The organism is Saccharopolyspora hirsuta (genome assembly GCF_008630535.1).
Taxonomy (GTDB): domain Bacteria; phylum Actinomycetota; class Actinomycetes; order Mycobacteriales; family Pseudonocardiaceae; genus Saccharopolyspora; species Saccharopolyspora hirsuta.
This window is the reverse complement of record NZ_VWPH01000011.1, coordinates 161,883-176,077: the sequence shown is the minus strand read 5'-3', so window position 1 is coordinate 176,077 and position 14,195 is coordinate 161,883. Positions and strand designations below refer to the sequence as shown.

The following is a 14,195-nucleotide window of genomic DNA, read 5'->3' as shown; positions in this document are numbered from 1 at the left end:
CACGACCTCCAATCCGGTGCGGCCCGGCACCATCCGGGCGAGTCAGTTCCCCGAGCGACGGGGTGCGGCGATCACGCGCCGCGAGCGGTCATTCCGGCCCGTGCTGGTAGAAGGACGACGTGCGGTCGGCCGTCGACTCGAAGTACATGTCCTCATCGGACGGTGTCGCGCCCCCGGGCTTCTCCGTCACCAGGAACAACCGCTCGCCGTCGCGAACCGGGTGCTCGCGGGCGCTCGCCGGGGCGTCCTGGTCGACGAACTGCACGTCGACGCCGTCCAGCGGGACGATGTCGGAGTACTCGCCCGCGTTGAACCGCACTGATCCGTCGGGCAGCTCGCGGACGGCCAGCACGCGCTGGCTCTCCTTGATCGGAGCGCCGTCGACCACGAGCTGCTCGTTGGCCTTCATGGGCTGCATGCTGAGCATCGAGGTCATGTCCGGCGACCTCGTCTCCACGTGCTCGCCCGGCGCGGCGTCCGGGACCTCGATCGCCTCGCCCTTCCCGAGGAGCCGCTTCGACGCCAATTCCGTCCGGGGTGACGTGTGCATCGGCGACTTCGATTCCCCTCGCTCCTGCCCCGGCGGGGCGGAGTCCGGGAGCACCGACGACCTCGAATCCCCCCGCTCCTGCCCCGGCGGGGCGGAGTCCGGGAGCACCGACGACCTCGAATCCCCCCGCTCCTGCCCCGGCGGGGCGGAGTCCGGGAGCACCGACTTCTGGAAGCTGGCCGAGATGTCGTCGGCGTTGTCCCTGGCCTGGGCGTAGAGCTGACTGTTGCTCTTCAGGTTCAGCTCGACGTACTCCAGCGAGTCGGCGATCCCGCGCAGGCCCTGGGTGTACCCGTCCATGCCCTTCTGGAAGGATTCCAAGGCCTTCTTGCCGTGGTCGGTGGTGCCGAAGGCTTTCGAGTACTGGCTGACCAGCTGGTCGACGTTCGTGATCAGGTCCTGGATGTGGGCCTGGAGCTTCGCGTAGCGCTCGCTGCTGCGGCCGAGCCCCTCCGGGTCGACGTACATCTGGTTCACGGCCGGTCACCACCCGACGGGTTCGAGGCCCCGCGGAGCTCCTCGATCAGCGGCGGCAGCTCGGGCATCGGCAGCGCCTCCTCCGGGAGCTTCCCGCTGAGCAGGGACTTCGCGTCGATGCCGGGCAGCGCGGGGGACATCGCGTCCACGACCTGGTTCATGACCTTCTCCCGCGCTTCCCGGTAGGTGCGGGTGATCAGCTCCGCCAGCTCCTTGGCGGGCAGTCGGCGGTGCGCGCTGCTGGGGAACTTGACCTCGGTGAGCTCGCCCTGGTTGCCGACCGAGACCGAGACCTCGCGCCGGGGCGAGACCGCGGTGGCCGAGATCCCGCCGAGGCGCCGCTGCATCTCGCCGAGGTTGGCGCGCTGGCGTTCGTACTCCTCCTGCAACAGCTCGACGTTGCGCTGGTCCACATCGGACACGATGACCTCCGTGACGTGATCTCGTCTGCTCATCAAAGCGCTGCCCAGCTCCGGTGATCCGGGTTTCGGGGGCGTTCGGGGCCTTGCGGGTAACAGGTGTGCGCGTGCGGGCAAGCCGGGTCAGCCGACCCAGGCCAGCCCGCCCACCGCGGGCGCGGTCGGCTCCCCCGTGCCTGCCAGGTCGGCCACCGCGAGGGTGCGCGAGGCCGCTGTCCGGGCGAGGTGGCGGGAGAACTGGTGGGCTTGGCGCACGGTCCGCTCGCCCGACCTCTCGATGTGCTCGGCCATCGCGGCGGCGACCTCGTCGGGCACCTCGTGGCCCCGGTCGCGCAGGTACCGGACCGCGATGGCGGCCAGCTCGGCGGCGGTGTAGGGGCCGATCTCCCAGTGGTGCGGGAAACTCCCGCGCAAGCGGGCGGCGCAGCCGAACAGCGACTCCAGACCCGCTCGTTCGCCGGTGAGGACCACGACCGGGTCACCGACCTGCTCGCGCAGCGCGGCCGACAGGGCTTCCGCCACCTCCAGCTGGGTCTCCACGTCGGCGTCGACGTCCAGCTGCAGGACGCCGCCCCGGGCGTCGTGGAAAGCCGTGGCGACGAGGCTTTCGGCCTGTCCCGGCCACTGCGGGCGCAGGTCCTCGCCCAGCGACCGCCGCACCAGGTGGCCGACGGGGACCAGCCCGAGCTCGGACAGGCCCTGCGCGTAGTGCCGCGCGATCTCCGAGCGACCGCTGCCCGGCGCACCGGCCAGCACCGCGTGCCCGTGCTTGCCCACCGCCATCCGGCGGGCCTTGCGCTCGTACAGCGACACCAGCGCCGACCCCACCGCGCGGCGGGTTTCCTCCACGCCGACCAGCTCGGACATCCGCCGCCAGGTGCGCGTGGCCTGCACCACCGAGCGCGGGTCCGACGGGGTGTCGGCGGCATCGGACGATTCGGCGGGCAGCTCCTCCAGCAGCGCGATCTGCGGGTTGACGTCCTCGGCCGTCAGGCGGGTCAGGTCCGAGTCCCGGGACGGTGGTCGCAGCGCCAGGCGGGACGCCTGGTTGCTGATCATGGCCTCAAACAGCTTCCGCGCCACGCGGCCGTTGCCGAACGTCTCGCCCTTGGGCACCCGGGTGAAGTAGGTGGTCAGCGCCTCCACCGCGTCGTCGGTGAGCTCGTAGTAGTGCTTGCGGCACAGGTTGGCGGCGATGGTGACCAGTTCTTCGACGCTGTAGTTGGGGAACTCGATGGTCCGGGTGAACCGGGAGGCCAGGCCGGGGTTGGATTCGAGGAACCGCTGCATGAGCTCGGAGTAGCCCGCGACGATCACCACCAGCTCGTCGCGGTGGTCCTCCATCATCTTCATCAGCGCATCGACGGCCTCCTGCCCGAAGTCCGGGCCGACCCCACCGGTCTGCGCGGTGAGCGTGTAGGCCTCGTCGATGAACAGCACGCCGCCGATCGCCTTGGTGACCAGCTCGGTCGTCTTGATCGCGGTGGAGCCGATGTACTGGCCGACCAGGTCGGCGCGGGCCGCCTCGATCATGTGGCCCTTGGACAGGATGCCGAGTTCGCCGAGCACCGCGCCGTAGAGCCGGGCCACGGTGGTCTTGCCGGTGCCCGGGGGCCCGGCGAAGACCAGGTGCCGGCTCATCGGCGGCATCGGCAGGCCCATCTTCTCCCGTGCCTGGGACATCCGGATCAGGTTGATCAGGCCGCGGACCTCCTGCTTGACGCCGCCCAGGCCGATCAGCGAGTCGAGCTCGGCCAGCGGCCCGTCCAGGGCGCTGCCGGTGCCGCTCAGCCCGGTGTCCTCCTGCGGCGGCGCGACATCGGCGGCCTCGACGCGCGCCAGTGCCCCGCCAGCGGCGGCCCCCTCGGTCGACAACCCCTCCAGGGTCGTCTGCGGCCCGCCCTCCGGGCTCCAGACCGGAGCGCCGCCGCTGCCCTTGACCACGCACTGCCGGAGGAAGACCGAGTCCACCGCCTCCAGGTGGAGCCCGTTCTCCGCGCTGTCGAGCACCTCGCACTCCGAGAGGTCCGCGCGGGCCCCGCCACCGACCTGGAAGCCGTGCCGCCCGGCGGCGCGGACGCGGCAGCGGCTGGCCGTGAGCACACCGCCGTCGGCGACCAGCACGCCGTCGCCGCTGGTCTCGACGACCTCGCTGTCGGCGATGGAGACCTCCGCGGTGGAGGTGAGCAGGCCGCCACCGCGCAGCACCGTCGACTTCGCCTCAGCCCGCCCGCCGCGCACCGCCAGCGCCGCGTCCGCTGCCGTGCTCAGCCGCGCATCGGTGAGCAACACCCGCGCAGATCCGGAGACCTCCACGGCCGGTGCCGACTCCGCCTCGATCGTCGCGTCGTCCAAGCTGACCTCGCCGGTGCTCTCGACGAGCACCCCGGAGCCGGTGGTGGCCGATGCCCGCAGCCCTTCGAAGCGCGCGGTGCCCGAAGCCGACAACCGCGCGATGGCCTCCGTCGTCCCGCGCACCGAGGTGCGGCGGAACTGCGGTGAGGCCTCCGCGTCGACCACGAGCCCGGTCGGGCTGTCCTCGACGGTGCACTCGACGAATTCCGGCGCGGCCTGCTGGGTGACCTGCACGGCGCAGCGGGCCGCTGCGAAGGTGCACCCCCGCAGCACCGGCCGGGAGGTGCCGCTGACGTGCACGGCCTGCGCGCTGGAACCGGCGAACGTCGAGTCCGAGACGGTGACGGACCGGCCGCCGACCACGTAGAGGTCGACGTTCGCGCCGTCGCGGACGTCGAGGCCGGTGGCCCGCAGCTGGCCCTGCTGCTCCACCACCACCGAGGGCTTGGCCGCACCGGTGATGGACCCCTGCTCGACCACGCAGTTCCCGCTGCCGTTCACGCAGATCCCGTTGCCGCCCGGGCGCTCCACGACGATCCGCCGCAGCGTCAGCGAACCGCGGTCGCCGACCACCGCCGCCGACGAGGACACGTCGACGACCCGGGTGTCCTCCAGCGTGCTGGGGCTGGCGGAGGTGATCACGACCCCGGCACCGCCGGAGTTGGTCACCTCGCAGCCGCGGGCGGCCACCGATCCGCTGGCCCGGGTCAGCAGCGCAGCCCACGCCGAACCGGCGATCCGGCAGCCGTCGAGGGCGACCTCGCCGCGGCGCACGTCCACCACCGCCGCCTTGCCGTCGTCGCTGCTGAGGGTCAGCCCGCGCAGCTGGACGCCGTCGGCGTCGACGACCAGCGCGCTGCCCTGCCGGGCGTGCACCTCCACGGTGCCGTCGCCCTCGTCCGCGACGATGTTGACCACCCGGTTGACGACGAGGCCCTCCTCGTACCGGCCGGGGCGCACGCTGATCGTCGCACCGGCGCCCGCCGAGGCGATCGCGGCCGCGATCGAGGAGAACGCGCCCGGCCGATCTGCTCCCACCACCACAAGTTCGCGGTTCATCGACCGTTCCTCTCTCCAGGACTTCCCGTTCGCCGCGCCGCGGGGCCGACCGCCGCGAGAACCGTTGCCGACACTGCTAGACCAGCCCGGGCAGGGCGCCGAACCGGGCCCGCGCCGCCTCGGGCACGGTGCCCGTCGGCGGTGCCTCGGTCCACCGCTGGATGCATCGCTGCAGGGACTTGAGCCCCAGCTGGTCCAGCGACTCGTTCTCGGTGACCCGACCTTCGGAGTCCACTTCGGACTCGGCCAGTTCGCGCAGCAGGATGCGGCCGCGCTCGCCCTGCTCGCCGGGCTCGACGAGGTCCAGGACCTTGAAGTTGGTGCCGGGCGCGAACACCACGCGGTTGTCGACGTGGTCGGGACCGTCGGGCTCCAGCAGCTTCGTCCGCCGACCGGTCATCGACCACACCAGCACGTCGACGTCGCCGTCGGACTGCGCGCACGGTTCGGTCAGGGCGTGCAGGAAGCCCCACTCGGTCACCAGCCGGTGCTCGCGGTAGAGCTGCCAGTGCTCGGGCGCTGGCGAGGCGGTGAACACCGTCGCGCCGCGGTGCGACGGGAGCTTGCGCAGGCCGGACACCACGCACCGGGCCATCGGCACGTGCGGGCCGCGCTCCCCGGTGCGCAGCGCGCGGTCGACGTCCGCGCCGTGCGCCGGCAGGTAGAGGCGCACCGCGACGGCATCGGCGAGCACGTCGCCGGACGAGCGGTCGCGGCTCTGGAACCCGGGGTGCTCGGAGAGGATCCGCGAGATCGACACCGACATCGCGTCGAACTTCTGGTGCAGCGACCGGCGCAGCCAAGCGCGCTCCTCGGCGATCCCCTGGGCCGGCAGCACCGCGGCGGCTTCCGGCACCGGGGTCGGCTGCACCGCGGGCGCGGGGCCCGGCGCTGCGGAGCCAGGGGGCGGGGCAGGCTCCGCAGCGTCCGGGGTCGGGGGTTCTTCGGGGGCTTCCGCTGGCTCCGGCACGTCGGCGGTGACCGGTGCCGGGGCGCTCTCCAGGCTGATCGACATCTCCGCCGCCGGGGCCGCCGCTGCTTCTCGCGGCGGCTCCACCGCGGCCTCCGGCGGCGCTGCGGCGTCGATCGGCGACCCGATCTGCACGGTCTGCTCGACGGCGCCGGGCGGCGCCGGGGTGCCGTCGACGACCGGGGCGTCCACCCCGATCGCCGGGACCTCCGGCTCCGTTTGCACCGCCGGGGCCTCGGGTGCGTCGACCGCCTTGGCGTAGGTCGGCTCCGGCCCGGTGGTCAGCTCACCCAGCGCCGGTCCGGCGATGCGCACGACCTCACGTCCGAAGTCGGCGGCCGGGACCAGCTGGCAGCGCACCCGCGTGGCGGGGTCCAGCCGGGCCAGGACGTCCTCGGCCAGCAGGCGCATCCGGGAGGCGCGCTTCTCGTCGGCGGCGTCGAAGACCAGGTAACCGGCGTCGGGGTCCAGCGGGCGCGCACGCACCGCCGCCTCGTTCTGGGCGCCCTCCGGCGGGCGCATCCACAATCCCGACTGGACGACCTCGATGACCGCGTCCGGGGTGTACCAGTAGGTCGCGGGGCCGATCTGGTCAACCCCCTCCACCGGCGCGCGGTGGCTGACCAGCTTCGGCGTCTCGCGGTGCGACGGGTGCGCCTGCGGCAGGTAGGCGAGCTCGCGGGCGAACGGCTGCCAACCGATCTCGCCCTCGGCGGACATCGTGTAGACCCCGGGTGCCGCGGGTGCGCCCACGGGCATCCCGGTGTAGGTGACGACCTGCTCCCCCAGCACATCGGCGAGGGCCTGCCCCAGCACGTCACCCTCCGGCAGCCGCACCGGCCCGTACTGCACGAAGCGCGCCTTCGCGCGGTCGTGCGCGTCGAGCCGCTGCCAGAAGCGCGCCACGTCGTCCAGCGACAGCGGGGCCTCGCCGGGGCAGCCGAGCACGATGGTGAGCACGTCCGGCTGGCACGGCATGCCGCTGACGATCCGGCCCCAGTGCTTGCGCAGGTCGGCGTGCTGCGTCGCGGAGTGGATCCACACCCCGCCCGGGACCGGTTCGGCGATGCCCACCGAGCTGGTGGGCATCGAGTCGACGACCCCAGCGTCCCACGAGGGCCTCGGGAACCGCTTCGCCTCCCACTCCGGGGAGCGGCCCGGCCGGAACCGGACCCACCCGCTGCCCTGTCCGGAGTGGACGAACAGGGTTCCGCCGGTGCCGCGGAAGATGACGCCGTCCGGCGCGATCACGGTCCGCCCGATCCGCTCGGACAGCCACTGCCCGGCGAGCGCGGTGGCTTCCCGGGACCGGCCGCCGAGCACCAGCCGGATGCCGCGGCGGTTGCGCGGCAGCAGCGCGGCGACCGAGTCCCAGGCCGAGATCGGCGCCCCGGTGGGCAGGTCGACCACCACGAGCTCGTGCAGCTCGTCCGCCGCGACCGACATGGCCATCACCTTGGCCTCGTCGCTCATCCGCTGCGGCGGGTGGACCACCAGCGCGTTGCCGATGGTGTGCTTGGCCAGCGCGACCGCCTCGGAAGCGCCGCGCTGACGCCGACGCTGGGACAGTGCGGACATCAGCTGTCATCCCTTCTCGGTCACGCCGATGGAGGCCCGGCTGAGGACCGGTCCGCTCGGCAGGGCATCGAGCAGTTCGGCCGCCACCGGGCGGACCGGCGCGGAGCCGTAGCCCAGCGCCTGGATCGACCGGTCGTCCGGCATCAGGTACTTGGTGCCGCCGGTGATGAGGTAGCGGTCCGGGACGCGCTGACCGGCGGGCACGGGCACCGCACCGACCACCACGCCGGCGCCGGGCGCCATCCGGACCGCCCCGTCGCCCGCTCGGGGCGCCGCCACCACGACCTCGCTGCGGACCTGCGCGCCCGCCGGTGTCTGGCGCAGGCACAGCGCACCCGACCCCAGGTCCTGCTGCCGCGCACCACCGAGGTCGGGCAGCCGGTTGGTGAGCGAACGGTCCGCCGAGCGCGGCGCGGCGGCGACCGCAGCGGCGTCGAGCCGCGTCGGCTCCGGGGTTCCGGCAACGGCGCCCAGCAGCGCGAACTCGGTCCGGTTCACCGGTGCGAGCCCGTCGGAGCGCAGCACGAACAGCTCGACGGCCCCGTTGGCCGCGCGGTACTCGAACAGCTCCCCCGCCCGGCGCGGCTGGCCGCCGACGGTCGGCCCGGGGCCACCGCCGATGTCGGCCGGGGCGAGTTCCGGGCCGTCCGGCAGCGCGTTGAGCCACACCCGTGGCGCGGTGGCGGGCTCCACGCCCGCCATGCCCAGCGCCGTGGTGACGACGGGGCTGCCCACCCGGTGCTTGGCCCCGCCCCACAGCACGTACTGCGTCCCGTCATCGGATCGCACCAGCGCGTAGCGGTCGGTGCGCAGCACCTCGGCCGGCGTGGCCGGGTCGAAGTCCAGCACCGTGCCCGCACCGCCCGCGCCGGGCAGGCACAACAGCCAGTGGGAGCCGACGAGGTCAGCCGCGGGCGGTAGCGACTGCGGGGCTCCCGGGATGCCGATCGGCACGCCGCGCGGCGCTCCCGCCAGGGACTCCCGCGACACCAGCTTGACCTGCGCGCCCGGCCCCTGCTGCAGCAGCGCGGAGGGGTAGTTCAGCGTCGGGTGAAGCACACCGCCGACGTTGACGAAGCGGGTCCCGGTCTCCTTCTCCACCACGATCGTGCCCTTGGCCTGCCACGACGTGTTGCCGCCGGGGAACAGGAAGCCGTAGACGCCGAAGCCGACCGCGATCAGCAGGGCGAGCACCAGGCCGATGAACGAGCCGGTGATGGCCCGGCGCGCAGGCACCTCGGCACTCGCCGGATCGGCCTGCACGAGGGCCGAGCTCATCCGGCCCATCAGGAACTGGTAGGCGTGGACGTGGTCCCGTTGGGTCTGCATCGCGCACCCTCACCCGAACAATCCGCGCGCCCAGGCGTAGACGCCGAGCAGCTGGAGCAGCACCGGCACCACCGCGATCGCCGTGGCGGTGTCGAACACGTTCGCCAGGTGCCCCCAGATCGGCAGCATGCGCCGGTTCGGCGGCCGCAGCGACGCCTTCACCACCGCGAACAGCACGACGAGCATGCCCAGCACCAGGACCACCCACCACAGCGGCGAGAACACGGTCGCGAAGTGCAGCGTCACCATCGACAGCCCCAGCGTTCCCACCGCCACCAGCGAAACCCGCTGCCAGGCCCCGAGGAAGTTGCGCGAGCGCAGCAGCACCGCGCTGGCGAGCAGGGCGACGAACGCCCACGACGCCCAGCCCTGCTCGGCCAGCACGAGCGGGAAGGATCCGGCCAGCACGGCGGCGGCCGAGACCATCACGACGCTCAGGTAGCGGTCCGCGTTGCTCGTCCGGCTCTCCGCCTCGCTGGCGGGCACCGGATCGATGTCCTCCTGGAGATCGGCAGCGTTGCGCGGCAACTGCGGTCCGCGCAGGAAGGCCGCCCGCAGGCACATCCGCGGCGCGAAGACCACCAATCCGAAGACCACTGTGGACACCAGTCCTGCGGACTGGCCCGGTGCCAGCCCGAACCCAGCGGCCAGCCCGATCAGCGCCAGCAGCGCCACCGACACCGACAGCGCGCAGAGGAACGGGGCGAGCGAAACGTCCTTGGCCGCGAAGTGGACCACCACCAGCAGGACCGCCGCGCACGTCGCCGAACTCGCCCCCGCGGCGAGCAGCCCGCCCGGGGTGGCGGCAGCGGCGTCCGGGACTCCGTCCGCGGCGATCAGCGCGCCGATCGCCGCGAACGCGCACGCGGCGAGCCCGAACACCACCGCCAGCACTGCGTCGTGCAGCTTCCGGGCGATCGGCGCGGCGAGGCCGAGGCAGCCGACCGCGATCACCCCGGCCGTGATGGCGTGCAGGAGCGTCGGGCCGCTGCCGAGCAGCACGAGCCCGACCACCCCGAGCACCGCGCACGACAGCACCCGGAACAGGAGGCGGCTGAACTCCGGTCGCCACCGGTCCCCGCGCTGCTGCACCGACGTCGAGATCCCCTCGGCGAGGTCGTCGAAGTCCAGTTCCGGCAACGGGTTGTCGGCCGGGCGCAGGTGCAGCTGCTCGCCCTCCAACCAGTCCAGCGTCTCGGGGGTGCCATCGGGGTCCATCGGCTCCTCCCCGAGCCGCTGCAGCACCCAGGAACCCCCTTCGTCGCCCGGCTGCTCCTGACGAGTCCGCTTCAGCAGCACCGGGAGCAGGTCGGCGACGGTCGTCGAGACCGGCACCGCGAGGTCGGCCTTGCCGTCCGGACCGAACACCGTGATCCGGCACAGCTGTGCGGCCCTAGGGGTGGTCATCGCTCACCTTTCCATCGAGTTCGCGCGGGGATTCAGCGGCCGGGTGCGGGCAGCGGCGAGTTGACGGTCACCAGGCCCGTCTGGATCAACTTCACGCCGCGCCGGGTCACCAGCTGCGCACGACCGGCTGGCAGCTTCCGGGGCCGTGCCTCGCCGAGGAACGTCCCCTCCTCCTTCGGGTAGGACAGCAGGACGCCCGGAGTCGCGAGCTCCCACAACCGGCGCAGGACCGGGTCCATCATCGCGCGCACCGCACCGGAGGTGCTGCGCGCGACGATCAGGTGGAGTCCGATGTGGGCGCCCTGCGGGATCAGCGGGAGCAACGGGTCCAGTGGGGACCCCAGCCCGGCTTGGCTGAGCAGTTCGTAGTCGTCCACGACGAGGAACAGCTCCGGGCCCTCCCACCAGTCGCGGGCGCGCAGCCGCTCGGAGGAGATGTCCGGGCCCGGCACGCGCTTGGTCATCGAGGTGACGGTCTGCCCGGCCAGCTGCTGCAGGGTGTCGGTGGTGAACCCGAACCCGACGCTGTACTCGGCGGGCACCTCCTGGTCCAGGTCCCGGCGGGAGTCGCCCAGCACGATCTTGGCCTGGTCCGGCCGGTAGCGCTGCCGGATCGCGCGCAGCACCAGGCGCAGCGCGTTGGTCTTGCCCGTCCCGGTGTCGCCGAAGACCATCAGGTGCGGCTGCGCGAAGAAGTCGTGCCACACCGGCTCCAAGCGCTGCTCGTCGTGCCCGAGGCACACCCGGAACTCCCGCTCCGGCGCGGGCAGGCTCTCCGCGGGCAGCTGGGTGGGCAGCATCCGCACCGCCGGGGCCGGGCGGCCGGTCCAGAACGCCCGCACCTCCTCGGCGACCGTCCTGGTCGCCTCGGCCAGGTCGTCGGTCGCCGAGCTGCTGTCCAGCCGGGGCAGTGCGCTGAGGAAGTGGAAGCCCTCCGAGGTCATCCCCCGGCCAGGCTGGTTGGGCACCGTGGCGGCTTTGCGCGAGCCCAGCTCCGACTCCATCGAATCACCGAGCCGCAGCTCCAGCTTGGTGCCGAGCAGGTCGCGCAGCCAGGTTCGGATCTCCGACCAGCGCGTGGCGGTCACCACCAGGTGGATGCCGAAGGACAGCCCGCGGGAGGCCAGTTCGCCGAAGTTCTGCTCCAGGTCGGCGAAGTCCTGCTTGACCGTGAACCAACCGTCCACCACGAGGAAGACGTGCCCGTGGGGATCGTCGACCTCGCCGCGGTCGCGCGCCCGCAGGTAGGCCGAGATCGACTCGAACCCGTGCTCGGCGAACAGCGCTTCGCGCCGCTCCAGCAGCTGCATCAGCTCGGCGAGGGTGCGCACCACCCGGTCGCGCTCCATCCTCGTCGCCACCGAACCCACGTGCGGCAGACCGGAGATCGACATGATGCCACCGCCACCGAAGTCCAGGCAGTAGAACTGGACCTGCTCCGGGGTGCTGGTCAGCGCGAGCCCCAGCACCAGGGTTCGCAGCAGCGTGGACTTCCCGCTCTGCGGCGCCCCGGCGATGCCCACGTGGCCGTCCGCGCCGGAGAGGTCGGCGATCAGCAGGTCGCGCAGCTGGTCGTAGGGGCGGTCCACGATGCCGACGGGGACGCGCAGCGCACCGCGCCAGGTGGCGTCGCCGACCACCATCCCGCGCTCCGGGTCGGGGACCACGCTCGGCAGCAGCGAGTCCAGGCTCGGCGCTTCGGACAGCGGCGGCAGCCAGATCTGCCGGGCGGGCGGCCCGGCGCCCCGGACCCGGTCGATGAGGACCTCGGCCAGCGACGGCACGTTCTCGTCCGGCTCGGCCTCCGGTTCCTCCGGCGCCACCGCGGATTCCGGCTCGTCGAGCGCCCGGATCTGGTGCAGGCTCGGGTAGGGCTGCGTGCGGAAGTCGACGACCTCGGCCGCCACCCGGGCTTCCGCGACAGGCGCCGTGCCGTCGCCCTGCGGGCAGGGGCCCGAGACGTAGGCGGCCTTGAAGCGCACCAGGTTCGTGGTGTCGACCTTCAGGTAGCCGTTGCCGGGGTCGGAGGGCAGCTCGTAGGCCTTCGCGGCGCCGATGACGGCCCGCGACTCCATCGACGAGAAGGTGCGCAACGCTATCCGGTACGACAGGTGGCCTTCGACGCGGTGGATCCGCCCCTCCTCCAGCCGCTGCGAGGCGAGCAGCAGGTGCACGCCGAGGCTGCGGCCGAGCCGACCGATGGACACGAACAGGTCCATGAACTCGGACTTGCTGGACAGCAGCTCGCTGAACTCGTCGACGATGATCAGCAGGTCCGGGAAGGGCTCCAGCTCGGCGCCACCGGCGCGGGCCTTCTCGTAGTCGAACGACGACGAGTACCCGCTGGCCCGCAGCAGCTCCTGGCGGCGCACCAGCTCGCCGTTGAGCGCGTCCTGCATGCGGTCGACCAGCGGCAGCTCGTCGGCCAGGTTGGTGATCACCGCCGAGGTGTGCGGCAGCTTGTCCATGCCCAGGAAGGTGGCGCCGCCCTTGAAGTCCACCAGGACCAGGTTGAGGATCTCCGAGGAGTGCGTGGCGACCAGCCCGCACACCAGGGTCCGCAGCAGTTCGCTCTTGCCGGAGCCGGTGGCCCCGATCAGCATGCCGTGCGGCCCCATCCCGCCCTGCGCGGACTCCTTCAGGTCGAGCTCGATGACCTCGCCTTCCTCGGTCACCCCGATCGGCACCTGCAGGCGGGAGCGCTGCGCCATCCTGCTGCGCCACAGCGTCGGCACGTCGAAGGCCCGGGGTTCGCGGATGCCCAGCAGCGTGGTCAGCTCGAAGTCGTTCTCCAGCGGCTGGTCGACGACGTCCACCGCGCCGCTGGTGCGCTTCGGCGCGAGCAGCCGGGCCAGCGCCTCGCTCTGCACCAGGCTCAGCTCGTCGCGCCGCGCCGAACCTTCCTCGTCACCGACCGGGAACTGCACCGTCTCCCCGTCGATGGTGAGCCGGAGCACCTTCGGCCCACCGGGCAGCTGGCCGGTGAGGTCGAGCAGCACGACGTTGCTCAGCCCCGCGTCGAGCAGCCTGGAGGTGCCGGGGATCTCCGCCAGGTGCGCGACGACCACCACGAACGGCTCGGCGATGCCCGGCCTGCCCGACGGGTCGTGATCACCGCGGTCGGTGACCTCGGGCCCGAGCACGTCCATCAGCTCGTCGTGGTCGCAGGCGAACAACCGCAGCGGCCCGGCCGCGTCCTCCGCTCTCGGGTGGGCGTTGTGCGGCAGCCACTTCACCCAGTCCCACTCCGGCTGCCCGGCCTCGGTGGTCAGCACCGCCACCCGCAGGTCGTCCGGGGAGTGGAAGGTCACCAGCTGCGCGATGACGGCGCGCGCCAAGGCCACCGCCGCGTCCCGCTCACCGGCGAACTCCACGCTGGTGAAGCTGCGCAGCTTCACCGCCGTCGGGATGCCGGGCACGGTCCCGTACGCCTCCCGGAAGCGGCGGAGCGAGACCGCGGCCAGCGGTTCCAGGTCCTCGATCGGCTTCGTCGAGGGCGCGACGTACTCCACGGCCGCCGCCTGGGTGCCCAGCCCGATGCGCACCCGGGCGAAGTCGTCGTGGTTCGGCCTGCGCTCCCACAACCGGGGGCCGGAGGCGATCGACCACAACCACGACGGCGCGGGGTTGTTCCACGCGACGGCGCTGCGCTGCTGGTCGGCGTCCTTGCGGGCCTTCTCCCGCAACTGCGCGATGTAGCGCAGGAAGTCGCGGCGCTCGGAGGCCATCTTGCGCTTGCGCTCGGCGGCGTTGCGGCCGATCTGGGCGATCGCCATGACCAGGATGCCCAAGCCCATGATGCCGCTGATCGCGTACATCGTGGACGACCTGGTGGTCACCGCGAACATCATGATCATCGCCGAGGAGCCGATGGCCATCGGCAGGAACATCGCCGCGGCGCGGAAGTCCAGGACCGCCGGTTCGGCCATCACCGGCGGTTCCTGGAGTTCCACGGCACCTTCGGGCATCTCCGGCCCGGCGGCCCGCGGTGGACGCTTGACCGTCACGGTGCTCATGACATTCGCCTCGCTCCTCCAAGGGGCGTGCGCGC

Annotated in this window: 7 protein-coding genes; all 7 read right to left on the bottom strand. The window is 72.7% G+C overall.

Annotation, left to right across the window (positions count from 1 at the left end):
• Window positions 1-88 precede the first annotated feature (88 nt).
• Window positions 89-1,027: a WXG100 family type VII secretion target gene (locus tag F1721_RS23785; RefSeq protein WP_150068976.1), complete on the bottom strand. Its 939-nt coding sequence runs from the start codon at window positions 1,025-1,027 to the stop codon at window positions 89-91.
• Window positions 1,024-1,482 (bottom strand): YbaB/EbfC family nucleoid-associated protein, encoded by a 459-nt coding sequence (locus F1721_RS23780; RefSeq protein WP_150068975.1) that lies wholly within the window; start codon window positions 1,480-1,482, stop codon window positions 1,024-1,026. The genes F1721_RS23785 and F1721_RS23780 overlap by 4 nt, the downstream gene beginning before the upstream one ends.
• An 87-nt stretch (window positions 1,483-1,569) precedes the next feature.
• Window positions 1,570-4,860, bottom strand: a complete 3,291-nt coding sequence (locus F1721_RS23775; RefSeq protein WP_211840592.1) for a right-handed parallel beta-helix repeat-containing protein — start codon at window positions 4,858-4,860, stop codon at window positions 1,570-1,572.
• Between the two features lie 76 nt (window positions 4,861-4,936).
• Entirely contained in the window at window positions 4,937-7,408 is a 2,472-nt protein-coding gene (locus tag F1721_RS23770) for a hypothetical protein (RefSeq protein WP_150068974.1), read from the bottom strand.
• 6 nt (window positions 7,409-7,414) lie between these two features.
• Window positions 7,415-8,737 carry a type VII secretion protein EccB gene (gene eccB / locus F1721_RS23765; protein WP_150068973.1) on the bottom strand — a complete coding sequence of 441 codons (1,323 nt, stop codon included), beginning with the start codon at window positions 8,735-8,737 and terminating at the stop codon, window positions 7,415-7,417.
• A 9-nt stretch (window positions 8,738-8,746) separates the two neighbouring features.
• The gene (gene eccD / locus F1721_RS23760) at window positions 8,747-10,144 is read right to left on the bottom strand and encodes a type VII secretion integral membrane protein EccD (protein ID WP_150068972.1); all 1,398 of its coding nucleotides are present in this window, start codon (window positions 10,142-10,144) and stop codon (window positions 8,747-8,749) included.
• Between the two features lie 32 nt (window positions 10,145-10,176).
• A complete protein-coding gene (eccCa, locus tag F1721_RS23755; protein WP_150068971.1) occupies window positions 10,177-14,160 on the bottom strand; it encodes a type VII secretion protein EccCa in 3,984 nt (1,327 codons plus the stop codon).
• Between the last annotated feature and the right edge of the window lie 35 nt (window positions 14,161-14,195).

What these genes read in the sequence shown, in the direction of transcription:
- F1721_RS23780 (WP_150068975.1), bottom strand. Translation starts at nt 1,482, where the DNA reads ATGAGCAGACGAGATCACGTCACGGAGGTCATCGTGTCCGATGTGGAC.
- F1721_RS23775 (WP_211840592.1), bottom strand. Translation starts at nt 4,860, where the DNA reads ATGAACCGCGAACTTGTGGTGGTGGGAGCAGATCGGCCGGGCGCGTTC.
- F1721_RS23770 (WP_150068974.1), bottom strand. Translation starts at nt 7,408, where the DNA reads ATGTCCGCACTGTCCCAGCGTCGGCGTCAGCGCGGCGCTTCCGAGGCG.
- eccB (WP_150068973.1), bottom strand. Translation starts at nt 8,737, where the DNA reads ATGCAGACCCAACGGGACCACGTCCACGCCTACCAGTTCCTGATGGGC.
- eccD (WP_150068972.1), bottom strand. Translation starts at nt 10,144, where the DNA reads ATGACCACCCCTAGGGCCGCACAGCTGTGCCGGATCACGGTGTTCGGT.
- eccCa (WP_150068971.1), bottom strand. Translation starts at nt 14,160, where the DNA reads ATGAGCACCGTGACGGTCAAGCGTCCACCGCGGGCCGCCGGGCCGGAG.